The organism is Gottschalkia acidurici 9a (assembly GCF_000299355.1).
Classification (GTDB): Bacteria; Bacillota; Clostridia; order Tissierellales; family Gottschalkiaceae; genus Gottschalkia; species Gottschalkia acidurici.
Map to the genome: position 1 here is coordinate 468,053 of NC_018664.1, position 20,843 is coordinate 488,895.

The window sequence follows — 20,843 nt, forward strand, 5'->3', positions numbered from 1 at the left end:
GGTCTCTTTTTGTTTTCAGAAATTTATTTTAGAAAGGATGTGATTTCAGGTATGGGTAGGAAAATGAAGGAGTATTCTTCTTCGCAAGAAGAGGTTGTGATAGAAGGCAAAACGAATACACAGGTGGATAAAATCAAGAATTTAAGGCTAAATCAGCTTGTAAATTTTAAAGATCATCCGTTTAAGGTAGAGACGAATACAGAGTTGTTTGAATTAATGCAGAGCATAGAAAAGGATGGAGTTCTCGTTCCACTGCTAGCCAGACCTAATCCGAATGGAGAAGGCTATGAGTTGATTTCTGGTCATAGAAGAAAAGCTGCTTGTGAGTGGACAGGGGTGACGGAAGTGCCTGTTATTATTCGTGAACTTGATAATTGTCAGGCGGCCATTGCGAAGGTTGATAGCAACTTACAGAGAGAGAACATTAGGCCAAGTGAGAAAGCATTTGCATACCGAATGAAATTAGAAGCAATAGAACAGCAGGGAAGGTTGTAAAACGAATTTATCGAGAGTATTTAGAAGGTGCAAGTCTGATAGAAATAGCAAGAGGGTTGATGGCTGATAATATTCTGACTTCTGCCGGGAAAGCGAAGTGGCGACCAGAAACCATAAAAAATCCTTCAGAATGAGAAGTATATCGGCGATGCTCTTTTGCAGAAAACTTACACAGTAGATTTTCTTACCAAAAATCGAGTAAAGAATGATGGCATTGTTCCTCAGTATTATGTAGAGAACAACCATGAGGCAATCATACCGAGAGATTTATTTATGCAGGTGCAGGAGGAAATGGAGCGTAGGATCAATATACACAGTGGAAAAAGTGGAAAGAAACGAGTCTACAGCAGTAAATATGCTTTATCCACCATAGTAGTCTGCGGACATTGTGGAGATATTTTTCAAAGAATTCACTGGAATAATCATGGTTGTAAATCTATTGTATGGAGGTGTGCGAGCAGGCTTGATAAAACAGAGGTGGATTGTCCAGCACGAACTATGCGAGAAGAAGATTTGCAGAATGCGGTGGTGCAGGCGGTCAATAAGGTTTTCGAATCCAAGACACAGTTCACGAGTATTCTGAGTCGAAAAATTGCGGTAGTCATGAGCCAGGTTGATGGCGGTGAGGTAGAACTGATTAATCAGAAGTTGGAACAGCTGCAGAAGGAACTGCTCAAACTAGCGAATAACAATCAGGATTATTCTATTCTTACTGATGAGATTTATCGACTTCGAGATGAGAAAGAGGCTGCATTGGCTAAGAATGCGGGATTTGCAAGTCAGAAACAGCGAATGGGCGAAATGACAAAATTTCTTAAAGAGCAGAAAGGCGTCCTACAGGAGTATGACGAGTAGATTGTGCGTAAGCTGATAGAAAAAATTACGGTTTACGATGAGAAAATCACAGTAGAATTTAAATCAGGAATGGAGATAGACGTGGAGGTGTAAAATTCAATATCAAAATATAGTGATAACACCCTGGTAGTTTGTAATAAACTAGCAGGGTGTTATTTTGCTTAAATAAAATAAAGTTAATTAGGTAAAATAATTTGACAATAATAAAAGCATTATATATAATTAGATTATTAGGAGGTAGACTATGGAAAAAAATACTCAAATACAAATAAATCATTTGCAACAAAATCTTATGGCTATTAGAAAAATAGCAGGTTGGACAGCAGAAGAGTTTGGTGCGAAAATAGGTGTAACTAAACAAACAATCAGTAATTTAGAAAACAAAAGAACTCCTATGAATCTTACACAATATATAGCTATTCGAGCAATATTAGATTATGAGATTGCCAATAACAAAGAAAATACAGTACTTCCACAAGTGGTCACTATTTTACTTGATAAAGCGGACGAGTTTGATGAAAAAGATTATAATAAATTAAAAGAAGCCATTTCAGCAGTTTCGATTTCTGCTGCTGGAGGCATTACTGGAGCTACTCTTGCGTCTATGTTTGCTGGATTATTAGCTCCCATTGGAATAATAGGTGCGGGGTTGTTAGGACCAATAGGATCGATTGCTGGTGGTACAGCTTATTGGTTAAAAAAAATAATAGGTAAAACGGATAAAAAATAATTTATAAAAACTTATATATATACGGGTATAAATGAAAGACAACTTTATATTATAATTTATTTGTCAAAAGGAGATTTAATATGTTGACAACAACACAAGAGAAATCTTTGATTAAGTTGGAAATAGATGATTACACTACTCTACCTAATGATGTGTATGAGGATGAAACTTCAACTGATTTAAAAGGAATTGAATTTGAAATGATAACTCCTATAGATTTTTCCGATAGAAGAAAAGTTGAGATCTATAATGGCATTGCTGAAGTTGACGAAAGATTAGCAATAATAAACCACAAGGTTGAAGAATTAAACGCAGAAATTGATAGATTAACGAATCATGCAGATGGGTTAGACTATACTATTGCTGTTGCAAGTGGTATTATTGCAGGTGCCATTGATATTTTTTATGTGAGGGAGTTTTCACTTGACAGAGGTAAGGAATGGAGTAATGGCAAAGTAAATAATTTTGTCATGAACTTAGCAAAGAAGAAAGGCTACAAAGGAGATGATCTTCAAGGTGCTATAAGACACCTTGAACAGTTTGGAACTCCAAGTGATAGTGTAACAGCACAATTTGGTGGAGGTAAGCAACATCATTTAAGGGATTTTGCTCATCATCCAACTCCTGTTGGTTTAACATTTTCATTACTTACTCAATTTACAGGTATGGCTTATGGTACAAATACCTTGGGTGCATTTCAAGTTGTTCCCGTTGAGAATAAGTCTTTCATAGGGGAAAACTTCCCTGAAAAGATAACTTTTGGACTTGTATATTGGTTTTTACATATGGCAAGTGATATGGTGGGTTCTAATGTAAATGCAGGTGCAGGAACAGGGTTGCCGGGTCCTATATTATCTCTTGTGAAAGAATTATCTTCTCTTCCCATCTTTAATAACAGTAAGGCAATTCAAGAATTAAGGGTTAACATATCCAAATTGTTTAATGGAACATTATTAGCAAAACGAGATGAAAACGGTAAGATTATGAAAGGTCCTGATGGAAAGCCATTAATTGAAAAGTTTGATTTAAGAACAGAAGTGGGTGTAGCGTACGAAATTGGAAGACAAGCCATTCCTGTTGTTGTAAATGAAGCTTTGGTAAGAGGTTTCTATTTTCTTCGTCGCTTAATACAGCAATTAAAAGAAAAGGAAAGTTTAAAGCATATTGAATGGAAGAAGACATTACCATTTAAAAATAGAACTATTGTTAGAATGATGACAATTGCAACAGGCACATTTACAGCAATAGATTTAGCAGATGCAGGTATTCGTGCTGTAATTAAGTCTGGTGGTTTTAATCCGGCAACATTGGGTAATTTTATATTAAGAGTAAACTTTGTTGGCATTGGACGTTTTGCTATTGCTGTTACTACTGATGTAGCAATGGGCATAAAGAAAAGCAAAAAGGAAAATGAGAGGATACGTTTAAGGGGAGAGGGATTACAACTCTTAAATGCAAAAGTATTTTATAAAGAAGCTGATATGTGGATTGCTGCAGAAAACATCGATAAGGCAATTGAAGAAGTCTATGTTATTATGGAGAAAGCTGCAGAAGATTTTGTAGACACATGGAATGAAATAAGAGAAGGTTCAGAAAAAAGAAGAGAATACATTGATAAGATAAATAAAGATGATGGTGACTTTGCACAAGAACTATTAGATTTGATTGAGTGGGGGTAATGAAGTATGAGTGAAGAAGTAAACGTTTTAGACGTAAGTACCGTAAACCATCAAGAGTTGCCTTCCATACTCACCTCACAGTTTGACAAACTTGTTGTCTTAGAAACCAATGTGCAAAAGGCAGTAAATATGGCAGTAGAAGCGAAAAATAAAGCTGAAAATGCACAGGTGAAAATAGGTTTGTTTGATTTCAGCAAAAAAGAAGCAATAAATTTGCTTCAGTCAGCATCTGAAGGATTAGCAGAGGGGCTAATGACAGCAGCAGAAGCGCAGAAAGTTTCTTTTGAGTATCAGACAAAACTTACTGAAATTTCAAAGTTTTTGTTTGGTCTTGGTGTAAGTAACCTTGCAATGAATAGAAGTGTTGTAAGAGAATTAGAGTTGAAATTAAAGGGCGCGTCAGAAGAGGAAATCTCTGATTTGGCAAGGCAAGAGTTAAAGAATGTTATTATACAGCTTAAAGCTCAAGAAGATATGATGAAGAAACAAGCGGAATTAACAGTTAAGGTTAAAAAACATCAAGGTCAACTTGAAAGCATAAATAGACAGTTGGATAATATTGAGAAATTGGACGAGCAGCAGGATAACATAATAGTCTCCCATTTTGAAAAACTGTTGAAGCATGACAAAGATTTTGAAGAACAACAGAAAAAGAATGCTAAACTTGAACAGGAAACTAGTCATAATACAGATAAAATAAAAGGTCTTAAAAACTCTTTAAAACACCAAGAACAAGCATTGACAGAAAAAATTAGTACATTGGATAAAAAGTATGCAGATACAACAAAACAGATAAAAGATGAATTATCCAATTTAACGGATACTACTAATAAAGATAGTGAAACAATTAAGGGAAATATTTCCTCGATTTTGGAAAGTGTGAATACTCAAATATCTTCGGTTAAAGAGGACCTATCTAAAGTAGAAGTTGATTTATCAGATGAAATTAATTCCGTTGAGGAAAAGTTAATAAATACTATTACCGAGTTAAAGGAAGAAATTTTAAATAAAGATAAAGAAGTTTATAATAAACTCACAGATTTAAAAGATAGAATAGAAAGCCTTGATGCTATAACAAGTAAATTAGGTTGGAAGATTGGGATTGCTGTTGTTGCAGCAGGGTCTTTAATACTTAATATTCTTCAGATTTGTGGTATTCTTTAATTCACTAATTAATAACTATTCACAAATGAAATTAGACGGACCTAAGAGTCGTGGTAAAATATTTGAGGATGATGCCAAACAGTAACTATTTGGCAGGAGTTGAAGATATGCTTATGAAATGCAAAAACAGTTTTTGCAACTGAGTCTGGGGGAGATATATCTATGGAGTTGTGTTTTTATAATTACAAAGAAAAGAGGGAAAGTCAGAAATATATTGAAAAATTATGTAATGAGTACATTGCTAATCATATAAGAGAACAAGAACGTGATGAACTTATAACTGAAAATAACATTGAAAAGAGAGATATTAAAGGGTATCACGGTCGTGAAATACTTGAACTTTTGCAGAATGCAGACGATGCATATCAAAAGAGCATTGACATGGGTGAAAAGCCTGAATGTGAATTAGAGTTATTAATAGAGTATAAAAATAATATCCTTACGGTTTCGAATACAGGAACATTTTTTGATAAAGAAGGAATCAAGGCTATTGTTCAAGGAAACAATAGTCCAAAATCAGGTAAATATATAGGAAATAAAGGAACGGGGTTTCGTTCAATTTTGAATTGGGCGGATAAAGTAAAGATTTATTCAGGCGATTTTAATATTGAATTTTCTAAAGAAATTGCAGCAGCCAAATTACGAGAAATTAAGAATGAAAAACAAATTCAAAGACAAATGTTAAAACAATCTGATCTATATATTCCGATGTTGGCAGTGCCTGCGAATATAGAGGGAAACGGAAATAAAGATAGAACTACAATTGAAATTACTATAAATCCAAAAAAATCAAATGACGATTATGGAGTATCAAAGCAAATAGAAAATATTGATTTGAGAATCCTATTGTTTCTGCCCAATATAAGAAAAATTGAAATTGTAACAGAAGATATGCAAATTATTTATGAACGAACAAGATCTGAAACTGAGCTTAAATATATCACTTTGCAAAAACTTGTTAACAATGAAATTAAAACAAAAGAGCAATTTTATTTATATAATAAAACAATTGAAAAAGCAATTGAGGAAGATAACACAAAGAAAGATATACGACTTGCAATAGCAGTTCCAAGAAATTTTGACTCATTTCAAAGTGGATATTTATATTCGTTTTTTCCTTTATTAGATACAGAATCTCCATTCAATTGTGTAATGCATGCTTCATATGCTTTGGGGGATCATCGTGATACAATTAATAGAGATGCTGTAAATAAGAGGATAGTGATTGAACAGCTGTATTTCCTAATTGAAATTGCAAATCAATTCATAGAATGTCAGCAGCATAACATCGCTTTATCTTTACTAACACCAATTAATTTTACAGGAAAAAATTGGAAATTTTTTTCGGCTTTCTCAAAATTTGAAGTAGAGGAAGTTTACTTAAATCTGATAGAAAAAGTAAAGATGCTTCTAACAGTGAATGATGAGTATATATCTGTGGAAGGCAATCCAAAAATGTTCGATTGTGATTTCCCACATTTTTTTACTGGTTCTGAGTTTAGCACTTTGCTCAAACCAGTGTTAAATGAAAAAGCTATTTTACTAATTCAAACAATATCTAATCGTCTTAGCAAAAATCTTAAGATAACCGAAAGTGAATTATTGCCGATTATTAATAACCTAACAAATATTTGGAAACCATCTCAGCAGATTGAAGTATTTGACTGGTGGAATCGCAATTATAAGGAGTCTTTGCCGAAATTGTTAAAAACTCAAACAGGAAAATGGTTAGAGTATGGTGAGGAGTGCTATTTTCTGGTTGGAGATTTTACTAACAAAGGGCTTCCATCTTGGGTAAAAGTACCGTCATTGGACGATGAATATCAAGAATTACTTTTTAGGCATGCAGAAACGTCAGAAGAAATACAAAAAGTGAGAGAAAATGATAAAGTAACACATATTTCGCGCTTGATTTCTCAAAAAAACGTTTATCCATTGGTCAAATTTGCTTATCGTGATCGTAGCAACATTATCTCTACGGTAAATAGTTCCGTAGATAGCTATAACAAATCGATAGACTTTGTAAATTGGCTTTGGAGTAATTATCGAGAAGAAAGTGAAGATTGGACACCACCAGGACGTTCTGACAATTTCTCATTTAAATATAAGTTTCCAAGTGCCGATGAAAAAGCTGTGAAAAACAGCGAAAATTTATATTTTGGTTCTGATTATGGAAATGATTTATCTGAAAAATTGTTCGATGGAAATTATAACGCATTTCCTAATCTAGAAACTTTTTCAGTAAATAAAAAAGACCTTGATATATTTCAAGAGTTTATAGCAAAGTTTGGGGTTAAAAAATTCCCTATAATTGAAAAACAGAAAGTTTATCCGTTAGATTCGTATCAAGTGGAATATGATAAAATAATAAAGTTAAACGGTGATATTGGTTCATCATCTTATATATATATTACTTATAATATACCGTTTATTAAACAACTTGAAGACAAGTTAAAAGAATTGACTACAGCAGAAATTGTTAAATGGATTTATGAGGATTATACACTTAATTCTTATTTAAGTAGTCCGTATTATTCAGAGAATGCGGAGATAAGTTATTATGGGAATTTACAAAAATTATCTCGTAAATATTATGGTAAAGTTAGGAATTATATTTTAGCTGTTTTTAATGAGATAAAATGGCTTGAAATAGATGGAAAAAGATATTCGCCGAAACAAATATTAAAAGATATAAACTCAAGGAATAATCAAAAATTTTCTGAGTTGCTACCTGTGATAAACACTGAATTTTTGAAAGATATAGCTCAATGTCTGAAAATAGATTATATTGAAGTCCTTAAAATTATGGAACTCTTTGATTTTTGTGATAGGGTTACTGATTTGAATTCTGATGATTTTTATGGGTTGATGTTACAGCTTCCAGAGTATGATTTTCAAAAAAGTGTTGAACTATCGAAAATGATATACAGAATTATCGAACAAGCGAATTTTACAAAAAACTATGAAGCATCTGAAAACAAGAATAAGTTCTTTAAAAGTGGTAATGTTTTAGTTCAATACCAGGGAAAACTTCAATATTATGCATCTAAAGAATCGTATCTGCCAAGCACTAAGATTATTAGTAAACAGAATGTTCCAATCGTAGAAAAGGGACAACGTACGAATACTGATAATTTTGTACGAATATTTGGATGTCAGCAATATAATAAAGAATACTCTATTAAAAAAGAAACTATTTCAGAGGGCAAAAGCAATCCAGTTTTTCAGCATTATTTTAGTGAGTTTCTAAAGTATGCCAGGGCTTATAGTGAGCGAAATGAAAATTTTGAACGTGATATTGGAAAGCTTTCTATAATCTTAGTGGATAAAATTACTATTATTGAAAATGATCAAGTGGTAAAAATTACCGATGAATATGTCTGCATCAGAGAAAGTGCTACAAGCTGGTATATCACGGTATTGGGAAATGAATATGGCATTAACCAAATTTCCGAAGCAATAGAAAATATTTGTGCCAACATTGCAAATACACCAGGATTTGAATCTGGCAAGCTAGGAGAGCTATTCAGAGCTAAAGAAAAAGCAGACAGAGAATTTCTTATTAAAAAGGAGTTTGGTTCGTTGGATGTAATTGCAGACGAATCTTATAAAAATGAGATTAGGAATAACTTTATTGAAACTATTCAAAAAACGAATAAAAACTATCCTATCGACGAAATTGATATTGATTTTGAGAATTTCTCCAGTGAACAAAATTCTGAAAAGCTAATAAAACTACTTTTAGATATTGAAACGGATATAGATCAATTTAAGAAGGCAGGTTTTGTATTTACAATAAATTTAATTCCACACTACAAAGTCAAGTTAATGAACTTCATAAACAACGAAAAAAGAAGATTTAAAAACAGTTTATATAACAAGGCGGTTAAGGACGAAAGTTTGCAGGGCAGCTTCTTAGAAAATGTAAGAAGATTTGAAAACTTTGAAATTGAGAAGTACGAGAATTCAATTTATTTCGATGTTGAGACATTCGTAAGAGGGTTCTTTGGTAATTGGAACAATGACGAGTTTGAGGGTAACAAATTATTAGACTCGAATACAGAATACTCAAAAAACTACGAATTACTTAACCTAGATAGACTCTTTGAAGATGAAATTTCAAATAATTCTAATGTCCAACAAATGATTTATTTTAATAAAGCTAAGAAATTTGAAACTTGGTTAGATGCACAAAAGAATGCCCAACAATCAAATACAAACAAACCGGCAGATATTTATTCAAAATATAAGGGTGTTATTCCTCAAAAAGAAGAAGCTGTATTCAGAGACCCTGGTAGCATGGAGAGTCCAAGTAAACCTAGATCGAATGGCACCTATACTCAAGGTTCAGCGGAGCGTAGAAATAGAAACCAAAAGGTGTTTGGTAACAAAGGCGAATTAGTTATATATAATCTATTATGCGAACAGTTCGGGGAAGAAAATGTATTTCCGAAATCGGAAGCATTTGTTGAAGTTGGTATATTAAAACCTGGTCAGGCGAGTTCTGGAAAGTATGATCTTTCCTATAAGGATGAGTCAGGAACAGAATTCTTTGTTGAAGTGAAAACAGGTGACGGAAAATCTTTCATGATCAGTCCTGGTGAATTGGAATTCGCAAAACAAAACCCGAATCAGTTTAAGCTGTTTCTGGTATATGAGATCGATAGTGAAACACCTAAGTATATTGAGCTGCCTGTGAAGTTTTGGGAAGATAAAAAATTCCGTAAAACTGAAATTGTTGAAAGAATTGAGTTTAAGTTTTAAGTACTAATTTATTGTGAGCAAATATGAAATTATGCCTATCGCCGCAACCTTTAGGAGGTCAACGATATGCCTTAGGAACTTGAGGTATTTATTACACAATATGGAGAATATAAGGGCAAAAAGCAGTCGAATTTATTCTCGAATGTTACCTAAACAGGTTTGACATCATATAAATCCTCTCGTGCCACGTGGAGACCATGGTTAAACTAACTCGATAAAATACATGTTTATGAATTGTTTTAAACTAAAAACATAGCAAACTTCCACCATTTTTCCACTAGGAATTTTATTTGGTGGGAGTTTTATCTTATTATAGATTCAAATATGACTCCAAGTGCAGCTCATGAAGCTGCATAGGATTCAACATATTCATTAATCTTTTTGTGTCTACTGTATTGAAACAAATTCGAAAATTTGGTAACTAACATAAATTGAAATATAATAAAGTTAAATAGAATATGAAGGTTCACAACTATGGGTAATATGTGGAAATCAGTCATATCTACAGAGCTAGAGCAGGGAATAAGAGATATACAAAGAGAGCTTACAGAGGTTAGTTTCAAAACTTGGATAGAGTCTATTGAAAAAATGTATAGAGAAGGAAATACTCTAATTATAGTTGTTCCCAATGAATTTACCAAAGGTATAATAGAATCTAGATATTCACAAATATTCAAGCCGACTTTTAAAATGATAGGCATAGAAGAAGTTAATGTATTTACTGATGAGTCTAGTGAAAGAAATGTTTCATATAAGCCTTATGTAAAAAATGAGTATATAGGGATTAATATAGAACATGAAAAACTTTTAGATGCTATATCAGAAATTATAGATAGTAAATTAGAGCCAATTAAGGTAATTCAACAAGAGTAGATGGAGTTGTTAAAATCACTAGATGATAGAATTTCTAACTTGGAAAAAAATAAGGGTTAAAAGTTAATGGTATGATATAATTTATAATTATAAACTGAAAGCGGAGTTGTAGAAGTCAACCCTTCTGGAATGGAAATAAAAGAACTAGCATAATAAGTGCAAATAAGTTTTTAATATCACAAGGTAAAGGAATATCAATGATTGAAGAAAAAAATTGGCAAGGTTTAATAGAAGGCTTACGGATTTTTACAATACCAATGATTATAGTAAAATAGATGACTTTTTATATAGTGAATGTATATATGGGATAATTTTTGATCTAGATTTAAAAGAGAAGAACATTAGTGAAAAGCACTAAGTTCTGTAAATATAGGAACATATCTCTGATTATTTTGTTCTACTAGGGAAGAAAGTTAAAGTTAATACTTCTTCTACTGACTTATCAAAAACCTTAGCAATATCATAGAAAGTTGGTTGTAAAAACAATCTGAAGATAGCTTTGAAATTATGAGTAAACAATTAAATGAAACTAATATTATATTATCTATTGAATTTAATAAAGACGCTTAGAAGCAAATTGCATAAATTGGTAAAAATGAATAATGGCAAACTATACTTAAAGGGGATAAATTATGAATAAGGAAGTTAAAGAAATAATTGATAAATATATGAATAATATTGAATTAAGAAAGTTCTCAAATCAGTATTATCCTAATTATGACTATAATGAGGGCACTAAATCTAAAGAAGAGATTAATAGAATGACAATAGGAATAGATGCTAGTTTAAACTATTACTTACAACAGGAGGGTTTAAATAATCAAGAGATAGAAATTATGGAGAGAAAAGTAGCAGAATATGAACTAATAGTGTCTAAAATATTTTTAGATAGTATGAATGATAAGATTGATTACAATGCATATGAGCTACAAAGGTTTATAGATAGTATATATCTATATTATGAAAAATTAAATAATGTATATAAAATAAAAAGAACAACTGAACCAAATATAGGATATAAATTTTAAAAGCTCTTATCTAGTTTGAATTATTATTTGATTTGAACCCTGTCAAGTAGAGGGTTATTAATGCTAAGATAATACTGGTTCTTTCGAAAGTATGAGAAAGAATTATCAGTTTTAATTTATAAAAAGCATCTGTGATAAACACTCCCCACATGTGGAGATGGTTGTGTCAATCAAAAAAAGCTTATAACTCCAAAATAAACCCTTGCTTTCAACAATAAGCCTTTGTTTTAAACATAATAAAGTTTTGCTTAGGCTCATGGGCTTTGCCCAATGAGCCTTTTTCTTTTCCAAAAAGAGAGAGGAAAATTATGATTAAGGGAAAAGGTTCAAGGGGGAAGAGTAGGAGAAGAGCTTGGAAATCCAACGTATATAGAGCTGTAGAGATAAGGAAGGGGAAAGGGCAAGGGTTAAGAATTAAGAGGATAGAACTGAGAAAATGATTGAACAAAAGCAAGACTTTATTATTAAATTTGACGAAGTTATCAGAATTTGAGGTGTGTAAAAAAGCAAAAGTTTATTATGACGGTTCATAGTAGGTAACGAAGAAGGGTTAAAAAATATGAACAAGAATAAAGCCGTAGAATTAAACGGGAGATACCTTCTTATCTTTAAGATTTGAGGGATTAGGAGTTAGGTAAAAAATAAATACAGTTGAAATAGTTATAGCTTTTTACCATGCCTTATGTAATATATGACAAACGTAGAATGAAGTTGTATAATGGAAATCAGAGTATGATGGGTAAAAAAGATATCTATATTATTAAAGAATTTAATAATATAGATAGTACTTTGAAAGAGATAAAGACTTTGGATATATTAGGAATATTAAAATAAATTGAGTAAGAGGTTGGGTTATTGAGCAGGTACAACAAGTAATACTGAAATTAAAACAAGATATTAAAAAGAGAAAAAATGGAAAAATTAAATATTAAATTTAGAGCATTTCTTAATAAACTTGGATATAAGGATAAATAGAACTTATGCTTAGGGGATATAAAAAAGAATATAATAAAGCAATGTGGATATGTAGTGGATTATTATGGTATATATAATTTTTCTGAAGAAGCACTGGCTATATTTGATAAAGAAGAATGGCGTTATAATGGACTTGTAAATGGTAAAATATTCAATCATTCTATTTTTGTGCTATTATCAGCTCTGCCTGCTTTAAAATATCATTCGTCATTTAAAATTTTTGATTTTTTAAGGAGTTTAATAAGTTTATTGTATTACTCAGTTTAAATGTGAGTAACTATAAGTTGTTGAGGCTTTGCATAATTTATGATATAATGAAAATTGGTGAGAATACTAGATAATCTTAAGATTGGAATTAAAAGTTTCAATCTTTTTTTGTGTTTTAATAATAAAGTGAGAAAGGAGTTTATTATGAGTTATTTATTTATAGGTATTGTTTTTATACTTGCACTCTTCGCCATTCGTTTTTCCAATAAACATGGAATTCCTGCACTATTATTATTTATTGTGCTGGGTATGGTCTTTGGTGTACTGGGGTTAGAATTTGAGAATTTTGAATTTGCTGATAAATTTGCTACCGTCGCACTTATGGTCATTATGTTTTATGGCGGGTTTGGTACTAACTGGAGGATGGCTAAACCAGTTGCAAAAGAAGCGATTGTTCTTAGTTCCTTGGGTGTTATTGCCACCGCTTTAGTCACAGGTTTGTTCTGTCATTATGTTCTAGGTTTCAAATTATTGGAAGGTATGCTAATTGGTTCTATTGTTGGATCAACCGACTATGCGAGTGTCTCAAATATTTTGCGTTCAAGAAATTTGAACTTGAAATACAGCACAGCACCTCTACTAGAACTTGAGAGCGGATCAAACGATCCGACTGCTTATACAATGACAATGGTATTCTTATCTGTAATTATAGGGTCGAAAGTGTCTATCCCAATTTTGATTTTATCTCAGGTAGCCCTTGGTGTTGTTATGGGTTTTGTCTTTGCATTTGTTATTGGAAAACTGCTTAAGAATCTTCGTCTAGAAGCTGATGGTCTTTATGCTGTCTTTATGGCCGCAGCTATGCTAATTACTTATGATGCTACAAGTCTTATAGGCGGAAATGGTTACCTAGCTCTTTATATCTTAGGTATTTATCTTGGTAATATGGAATTTCAAGGTAAGCGTGATGTTGTTTTCTTTTTTGACGGTTTTACCGAAATCATGCAGATTGGTCTATTTTTCATATTAGGTCTATTATCTAACTTAACAGATTTTATTGCGACATTCCCCATAGCGCTTGCTATTATGTTATTTATGACCATCATTGCACGACCAGTAACCGTTTATGGTCTTATGTTGCCATTTCGCCTCGAACGTAATAAATTGAACATTATTTCATTGGCGGGTATACGAGGTGCTGCTGCCATTGCCTTTGCAATAATGGCTGTGAATAGTGATGCCATTATTTCTGTAGACATTTATCATATTGTATTTGGTATATGTGTGCTTTCTTCCTTGGCACAAGGTTACTTAATGTCACCAGCAGCAAAAAGATGGAATATGCTTGACCCTAGTGATACTGTCTTAAAAACCTTTAACTACTATCAGTATAAAGCTAAAATTGGATTCTTAGAAACAAGAATTCATCCGAATAGTAGTTTAATTGGTAGTGAGGTAAAGGATTTGAATCTTACATTAGACTTAATCGTAGCTAAGATTGAACGCAATGGCACAACAATTGTTCCTAGAGGAAAAACAATCATTGAGGAAAATGACCTGCTTGTTTTAGGTGGTGAAACACACTTTGATGAAAGTGGACAAGACCTCATTGAATTCACTATTCCAAGTGGTCACCAATGGGAAAACAAACATATCAAAGAGTTAGAATTGCCACATGATCGCCTCATCATTATGGTGCAACGTAATAGTAATGACATAATTGTTCCGGATGGTGATACATTGTTCTTAGAAGATGATAAGGTCATTATGATAAAAGTTGAGCATGACACTGAAGTTGATATGTAGATTAACGACAAAGAAGCCTTTTCAAGTAAGAGAGTTTTTTTGTCTATGTATTGCTTTATATTTTGAATAATCATCAAATTGATAAGTATTATTTGAATACATAGCTAATGATTTTATAAATATATATCACAAGAAAGACTCAATATAATTAAAAGATGTTAAATCCCCGCTTTTTTCATAGATTCTTCTACAACATTCATTGTTTAAATGAATGTTGTTGGGATTTTATTTTGAAGTTGATTGAGGAACTGTTTGACTTTCTATTCATGAAGCCCAAGCAGTAGGAATGGTTTTTAAGAAAAATTTCTGAAAATATAGAATACAGTATTAATAGATTCTGTTAAAGTATTGAAAAGACAAGCTCTATTTTCCATCAAGGTTAATAGAGCTTGTCTTTATTCATCCTCAAAAGCAGCTTCATTCATCTCCGGAAAATCGAGTAACTCAGAAACAGTCATATCTAATCCTACAGCAAGTTTATGTAGAGTTTTCAACTTAGGATTCTTAGTTTTACCTTTCATCAAATTATCTACAGTGGACTGTGTAATGCCGGATAAAGTTGCAAGTTTATTTATAGTTATATTACGCTTGGCACATAATTCAGTTAATCTCTTGATAATAGCATCAGAATAAGTCATAGTCTCCTCCTTAACTTTGTACGGTTAACAAAAGTATATGATGTTTTGTTAAACAATATTAACGGTGTACCGTTGACTTGTGCATGAAACTATGATAGATTAACCGTATACCGATAATTGGAGGAGAAAAAATGGGATATGTAGATCAAATATTTGAGCGAGCTACAATAAAGGGCATAATAGACTATTTACTTTATCAAGAGAAGACACAGGGGGAAGATAAAGACTATGAAATAAGGATGGATAAAGCATTTGAAGAGTTTGAGAAAGTAGCATTAACCTATGACGATGATAGAAAATCCAAACTGATAAACTCTATGAATAGATTAGCCAGTGAGATAACCGATGTTTACACAGAAATAGTTATAAAAGTAGGTTTTTTAATTATGCTGGATATGATGAAAAAGATGGATATTGATAGAGATGATTGCATAGATGAGACATCAGATATAGTTTATCGAAAAATGTATGATTCCATATTTGCTGATGTATCCACGGTATTGACGTTATTACAGGAAAAAGGAAGTGAAGTAGTACAAGAATCAGTAATAATGCTAAGAGAATCACAGCGTAAGACAGAACAAATATACATAGACTTTGAAAAGTAGTAGTGAGAGTTATGGAAAAAGATAAACGTATTTGTACATGTAGAATTTATTCTCTCGACTACTATTGCTGCTAGCTCAACTGTGGTAAAATACTCTAAGTTATATACAATATATGGTTGGAATTCAGCTGAATCTATTAAGAAATAGTTTAATGATGAAAAGGCTGAATTTCTGCTAAAGTTTCGATGATGGAACTGTTATGTAATAGGTAGCTTAAAAATAATAGAAAATTGGAGGATTATCATGGAAATAAGTACTATAAGAGAAAATAATATAGAAATTGCCATTATAAAAAGTAATGAGTTATTGATAACAGATGTTCAGTCAGCTTTAGACTTTATAGCAACAGTAAGATATGAGACTGGATGTGATCGTATAGTTTTAAATAAGTCAGCAATATGTGAAGATTTTTTCATTTAAGAACAAAACTTGCAGGAGAAATACTACAAAAGTTTATCAACTATTATGTGAAGATAGTCATTGTAGGAGATTTCTCTGTGTATACGAGTAAGAGTTTGAATGATTTTATCTATGAATGTAATAATGGAAAAGATATATTTTTCTTACCTAATGAAAAGCAGGCTATTGAAAAATTAAGCATAATTAGATAAGACAGAAATTTAATATAGAATTGAATAGATTAAAAAATACCGGTTAGTGGAATTCACTTTGACCGGTATTTTTTATGGATAAGCTAAAAATATTAGAAAAATTTTAATCGGGTAAAATAAAAGCACCACAAGTCGCTTGTAAGAACTTATAATTTTATATTATATATTGACAAATTAATTATACACCCCTATACTAAAATAGACAGTGTTATCTATTTTAGTATAGGGGTGTATTTCATGCCACAGGTAAGTGAGAAGTATTTAGAAGCTCGAAAGAATAAGATAGCAAAGGCTGCTATTAACGTATTTTCTAAGAAAGGTTACTCTAATGCCTCAATGAAAGATATTATGGATGAGGCAAAAGTGTCAAGAGGCGGTTTATATGCACATTTTAAAAATATTGATTCTGTTTTTATAGCTGCATTAAAATATGATGATTCTTTATCATGTGATCAGTTATTAGTCCCTAATCCAAAAGAACCTTTATTACCTCAATTAAAATACTGGATTTATAAAATGAGGTTGTCAATTGAAAATAATGAAGCAAGTTTAGTACGTGCAAAATCCGAATTTTTTCTTTCTCATAATGTTGTAGAAGTTCCATATTTACGAGAAAGACATGAAAAACTTGCACAGGATATTCAACTATTTATTAGTATGGGGATTAAGACAGGAGAATTTAAAAATCAAATTGATGTAAGTTCTTTTTCTGAGCTGATTATTGCAATGATTGATGGGGTTATGCTGCATCAATATTATCAATATTCTTTGAGTATTAATCTTTCGGGAATATTTGATTTAATAGATACGATGATTGAGAATATTCTATCTTAAAGGAGAGTTATTAAATGTTTGAAAATAAAATTATTAAGCTACGAAGATTATCTCCTAATGATTACACTACTTATCATAATTGGCGTAACGATACGGAGGTCATGCAAAGCACTAGTCCTCAACTTGAAATATATACTTTAGAAGAAACGGAACAATACATTTCAACGATAGCCTCTCAACCTAATGCCAAAGGTTATATTATTGAATATAAAAAAACTGAGCAATCAGTTGGTATTGTTTCTTTAATTAATATAGATTATAAAAATCGCTCTGCTGAATGTATTATTGATATTGGCGAAAAAGATATGTGGGGAAAGGGTATTGGAACATCAGCTATTTCTTTAATTCTTGAGTTTGCCTTTAATGAGTTAAATTTGCATCGAATATATTTGCAAGTATTCTCATTCAATGAAAGAGCAATTAAGCTCTATGAGAAAATAGGATTTGTACATGAAGGAAGATTAAGGCAGGCACTTTATCGTGCTGGGAATTGGCATGATATCATTATTATGAGTATTTTGAAGAATGAATATAAATCTGATTTTGTTGAATGATTTGCACATTTATCACTTGATTTTTCCGTTTCAAAACAACTAAAGTACGAAAATGAAAAAGCTTTATTCACCAAATAACATACAAAAAGGTAACATAGGTATCGCAGTCTGGTTTTAAGCAAAAAAGAGGGAATAACTAGAAGATTGCATAAGATCAAATATGGCTGTAAAAAGCTTCTATCTGTTTGAAATTATCACTTTTGCTTTTTCCCTTATTTTATAATATCATTAGCCATAGATTTCATAAGTACCAGCTTTTTTCAGTAAAACTACCCATCTGCTTTTTGTCATTTTAATATAATGAAACTTAAAGGAGTGATTAGCTTGATTACTTTTTTAAAAAGTATAAAAGAATTATCTTTTTTATTAATGTTTATTTCTAGTGTTGTTTATAATAGAGAACTTAAACTAACTAAATGGAAAAGAAAGCTTACTAAAGGTGAAATGACAATGTATATAATTACTTCAATTTCAATTCTTGTTTATCCAACTGTTTATATTCTTATTCTTTTTGGAACATAAAGTTCGTTTTTATTTCTATTAACTGAAACTTTTTATATGTTAAATTTTAGTTTTAACTGACCAATTGCTATATCATAATCTTCTTTTAGTTCTTTTTTAAGATAGCTATATTTATTTCTAATTGCTTTGTTTTTCAGCATATGTAAGGTAGAGTAAATAATAGGATATACTTTCCTTTAGAGATAGACTGTTTCTATCTCTTCTTTATTATTATTTTAGGTTGTTGAACAACTATTTTTACCAATGGTGAAAACGCAAGATTAGCTAAGCTTAATATAAAAACTTTAAGAAAATTATAGTATATAAGGTGTGGATAATTACCTGTTTTGTTATTTCCAAATTTAGCTATTCAACAAGGTAATCTAAGTCTATGGTAATTCATTAATTAAATAGCAGTTAGGATTCGTCAATAGATATTTTATCTATTTATTAAGCACTAGTGGTGAATATTCTTGTTATAAAAGAAATATGTTTCTGATAACGAGCATAATTTGGAGTTGGTAAATCTTAACTTATTATTATAAAAGTATGATTTCTCTTCTATGAAAAATGATAATAATAGAATTTGTAATTATAAAGCAGAAAGCTAGTGTAGAATTACCATAAAAATTAAGGTGATAGAAAGAGATAGCTTTTATTTCTTGTTTTAAGATAGTATTTTTGAGGCTTCTTTTACTAGCTTTATTCCCTTTAAAATGATGATATGTACTCCTTGCACTTCCTAATACTTTACACATTAAATATACATTATGTTCTTCTTTAGAATTATCAATCAGATCAACTATAGAGCCTAGTTTTTTGCTAGTATGATCATAGTCTTTTTAATATTTCGTTTTCCTCTTTAATTTTGCTTAGTTTTTTTCTAGTGCTTTAAATTCTTTTAGAGCCATAGAATCTTCACAAGATGATACCACTGGTGAATTTTCCTTAGCCCAAGTAGATATTGTTGATGTTGAAATGCCATACTCAGCATTAAGCTCTGCTAACGATTTACCAGATTTATATAATTCAATAATTATATCTTTAAATTCTTTTGTATATTTTTCTTTTTTATTACTCACTTTTGACCCATCCTTTCCAACATAGCTTTATTATAGTCAGTTCGATTAAATGTAGCTTATTATACTAACATCATAGCTACTGTTGATGACACCTAATTTTCCTTCAAGAAGAAGTGGAAAGCTTGAAGTATCAGTATCCTTTGAAAAAAGACTTATTCCTAGTATTAAAATAAAAATAAAAACAATCTCAGGCTATATTCCGAAGTTTAAAAAATTAAAGCTATAAAAGAATAGTTGACAATATTTTTTTATAGGTTATACTCAAATAGAATTGAGAATCACTATCAAAACGTTTATATTGTCTCTGTTCAATATAGTGAAATAGGGATAATTATTACTTAAATCAAATATAAAAATATAACATAGATATTGATTTTATCAATTCTATCATAATTATATAAATTATATAAAGGAGAGATTATGTATGAAAAAATCTAAATTTTTCAAATTAGCTATTGTTATGTCAATCTTTACTTTGATGCTGACAGCTTGTACAAATTCAAGTAATGAAGATAATAATTCCGAGCAAACAAGTGGGTCTACTAAAGCTTCAACAGTTGAAATCACAGATCTTCATGGAAAGGTTACTGTTCCTGTAAATCCAAAAAAGGTAGTTGCTTTGGATAGTAGAGCTTTTGAAACTTTAGCTGATTGGGGAATCGAATTAGCAGCTGCTCCAAAGGCTGTAATGCCTGCAGATTCACCATATGTGGCTGATGAGTCAGTTCAAGATATTGGAGATCATCGTGAACCAAATCTTGAAATTATAGCAGCTGCAGATCCTGAACTTGTAATTGTAGGTCAAAGATTTGCTAATTACTATGAGGAAATAAAAAAATTAGTGCCAAATGCAACTGTTATTGATCTTAATTTTGATATTTCTGAGGAAACTGATAAACCCGGAGAAAACTTAGTAAATGGACTTAAAAATTCTACAATTGCTTTAGGACAAATTTTTGATAAAAATAAAGAGGCTGAAAAATTGGTAGCTGATTTTGATCAAGCTATCAAGGATGCTAAGTCTGCATATAATGGAACGGATACAGTTATGAGTGTTGTAGTTTCTGGTGGAGATATTGGTTTTTCAGCTCCTGGTTCTGGACGTGTTTGGGGACCAATGTATGAAATCTTTGGATGGGTTTCGTCATTAGAAGTTAATGGTGCTTCCTCAGATCATAAAGGTGATGATATTTCTGTTGAAGCTATTGCACAAAGTAATCCTGATTGGATTTTCGTACTAGATCGTGATGCTGCAGTATCTTCTACGACTGATAAAGTTCCTGCTCAGGATGTTATCGATAATTCACCTGCCCTTAAAAGCACAACTGCTGTTTCTGAAGGGAAAATCGTTTATGCACCAGATGACACTTACACAAATGAGTCAATACAAACTTATTTAGAGTTATTTAAAGAAATTAAGGATGCTTTAGCTAAATAGC

Annotated in this window: 18 protein-coding genes and 2 pseudogenes; 18 read left to right on the forward strand and 2 right to left on the reverse strand. The window is 31.4% G+C overall.

The window, feature by feature from the left end; genetic code table 11:
- Positions 1 to 9 precede the first annotated feature (9 nt).
- The 12 genes and pseudogenes from CURI_RS02170 (at position 10) to CURI_RS02215 (ending at position 14,576) form a co-directional block, all read left to right on the forward strand.
- Positions 10 to 495, forward strand: coding sequence for a ParB/RepB/Spo0J family partition protein (locus tag CURI_RS02170; RefSeq protein WP_228370443.1), 486 nt, complete (start codon positions 10 to 12; stop codon positions 493 to 495).
- Positions 496 to 539: 44 nt separating this feature from the next.
- Positions 540 to 738 (forward strand): annotated as a pseudogene (locus tag CURI_RS16265) (recombinase family protein); the annotation flags it as partial.
- Positions 739 to 786: 48 nt separating this feature from the next.
- Positions 787 to 1,350 (forward strand): recombinase zinc ribbon domain-containing protein, encoded by a 564-nt coding sequence (locus tag CURI_RS16015; RefSeq protein WP_228370471.1) that lies wholly within the window; start codon positions 787 to 789, stop codon positions 1,348 to 1,350.
- 244 nt (positions 1,351 to 1,594) lie between these two features.
- On the forward strand, positions 1,595 to 2,080 hold the full coding sequence (locus CURI_RS02180; protein WP_014966648.1) for a helix-turn-helix transcriptional regulator: 486 nt from the start codon (positions 1,595 to 1,597) through the stop codon (positions 2,078 to 2,080).
- 80 nt (positions 2,081 to 2,160) lie between these two features.
- Entirely contained in the window at positions 2,161 to 3,759 is a 1,599-nt protein-coding gene (locus CURI_RS02185; RefSeq protein WP_014966649.1) for a hypothetical protein, read from the forward strand.
- Positions 3,760 to 3,765: 6 nt separating this feature from the next.
- Complete coding sequence (locus tag CURI_RS02190; protein ID WP_014966650.1) at positions 3,766 to 4,923, forward strand: coiled-coil domain-containing protein; 1,158 nt, start codon at positions 3,766 to 3,768, stop codon at positions 4,921 to 4,923.
- Between the two features lie 162 nt (positions 4,924 to 5,085).
- Positions 5,086 to 9,687 (forward strand): sacsin N-terminal ATP-binding-like domain-containing protein, encoded by a 4,602-nt coding sequence (locus CURI_RS02195; RefSeq protein WP_014966651.1) that lies wholly within the window; start codon positions 5,086 to 5,088, stop codon positions 9,685 to 9,687.
- Between the two features lie 474 nt (positions 9,688 to 10,161).
- Positions 10,162 to 10,560 (forward strand): DnaA N-terminal domain-containing protein, encoded by a 399-nt coding sequence (locus CURI_RS02200; RefSeq protein ID WP_041701402.1) that lies wholly within the window; start codon positions 10,162 to 10,164, stop codon positions 10,558 to 10,560.
- A 632-nt stretch (positions 10,561 to 11,192) separates the two neighbouring features.
- Positions 11,193 to 11,588 carry a hypothetical protein gene (locus CURI_RS02205; RefSeq protein WP_014966653.1) on the forward strand — a complete coding sequence of 132 codons (396 nt, stop codon included), beginning with the start codon at positions 11,193 to 11,195 and terminating at the stop codon, positions 11,586 to 11,588.
- A gap of 308 nt (positions 11,589 to 11,896) precedes the next feature.
- A complete protein-coding gene (locus CURI_RS16270; RefSeq protein ID WP_266353705.1) occupies positions 11,897 to 12,028 on the forward strand; it encodes a hypothetical protein in 132 nt (43 codons plus the stop codon).
- A 589-nt stretch (positions 12,029 to 12,617) separates the two neighbouring features.
- A complete protein-coding gene (locus CURI_RS02210) occupies positions 12,618 to 12,830 on the forward strand; it encodes a hypothetical protein (RefSeq protein ID WP_041701405.1) in 213 nt (70 codons plus the stop codon).
- Positions 12,831 to 12,974: 144 nt separating this feature from the next.
- Complete coding sequence (locus tag CURI_RS02215) at positions 12,975 to 14,576, forward strand: potassium/proton antiporter (protein ID WP_041701407.1); 1,602 nt, start codon at positions 12,975 to 12,977, stop codon at positions 14,574 to 14,576.
- Positions 14,577 to 14,971: 395 nt separating this feature from the next.
- Here CURI_RS02215 and CURI_RS02220 read toward each other — a convergent pair whose 3' ends face one another.
- Positions 14,972 to 15,214 (reverse strand): helix-turn-helix domain-containing protein, encoded by a 243-nt coding sequence (locus tag CURI_RS02220; RefSeq protein ID WP_041701409.1) that lies wholly within the window; start codon positions 15,212 to 15,214, stop codon positions 14,972 to 14,974.
- A 131-nt stretch (positions 15,215 to 15,345) separates the two neighbouring features.
- On the opposite strand from CURI_RS02220, the gene CURI_RS02225 reads away from it, so the two are divergent.
- The 5 genes and pseudogenes from CURI_RS02225 to CURI_RS02245 all read left to right on the forward strand — a co-directional run bounded on the left by CURI_RS02225 (position 15,346) and on the right by CURI_RS02245 (position 18,343).
- Positions 15,346 to 15,822: a hypothetical protein gene (locus tag CURI_RS02225; protein ID WP_014966655.1), complete on the forward strand. Its 477-nt coding sequence runs from the start codon at positions 15,346 to 15,348 to the stop codon at positions 15,820 to 15,822.
- 243 nt (positions 15,823 to 16,065) lie between these two features.
- Positions 16,066 to 16,433: pseudogene (locus CURI_RS02230) on the forward strand (DUF4180 domain-containing protein).
- A gap of 237 nt (positions 16,434 to 16,670) precedes the next feature.
- Entirely contained in the window at positions 16,671 to 17,267 is a 597-nt protein-coding gene (locus tag CURI_RS02235; RefSeq protein WP_014966657.1) for a TetR/AcrR family transcriptional regulator, read from the forward strand.
- Positions 17,268 to 17,281: 14 nt separating this feature from the next.
- On the forward strand, positions 17,282 to 17,821 hold the full coding sequence (locus CURI_RS02240) for a GNAT family N-acetyltransferase (protein WP_014966658.1): 540 nt from the start codon (positions 17,282 to 17,284) through the stop codon (positions 17,819 to 17,821).
- A 315-nt stretch (positions 17,822 to 18,136) separates the two neighbouring features.
- Entirely contained in the window at positions 18,137 to 18,343 is a 207-nt protein-coding gene (locus CURI_RS02245) for a hypothetical protein (RefSeq protein WP_420805141.1), read from the forward strand.
- An 851-nt stretch (positions 18,344 to 19,194) separates the two neighbouring features.
- Here the strand turns inward: CURI_RS02245 and CURI_RS02250 are convergent.
- A complete protein-coding gene (locus CURI_RS02250; RefSeq protein ID WP_014966660.1) occupies positions 19,195 to 19,404 on the reverse strand; it encodes a transposase in 210 nt (69 codons plus the stop codon).
- Positions 19,405 to 19,882: 478 nt separating this feature from the next.
- On the opposite strand from CURI_RS02250, the gene CURI_RS02255 reads away from it, so the two are divergent.
- Positions 19,883 to 20,842, forward strand: a complete 960-nt coding sequence (locus tag CURI_RS02255) for a siderophore ABC transporter substrate-binding protein (RefSeq protein WP_228370445.1) — start codon at positions 19,883 to 19,885, stop codon at positions 20,840 to 20,842.
- The last annotated feature ends 1 nt before the right edge of the window (position 20,843 follow it).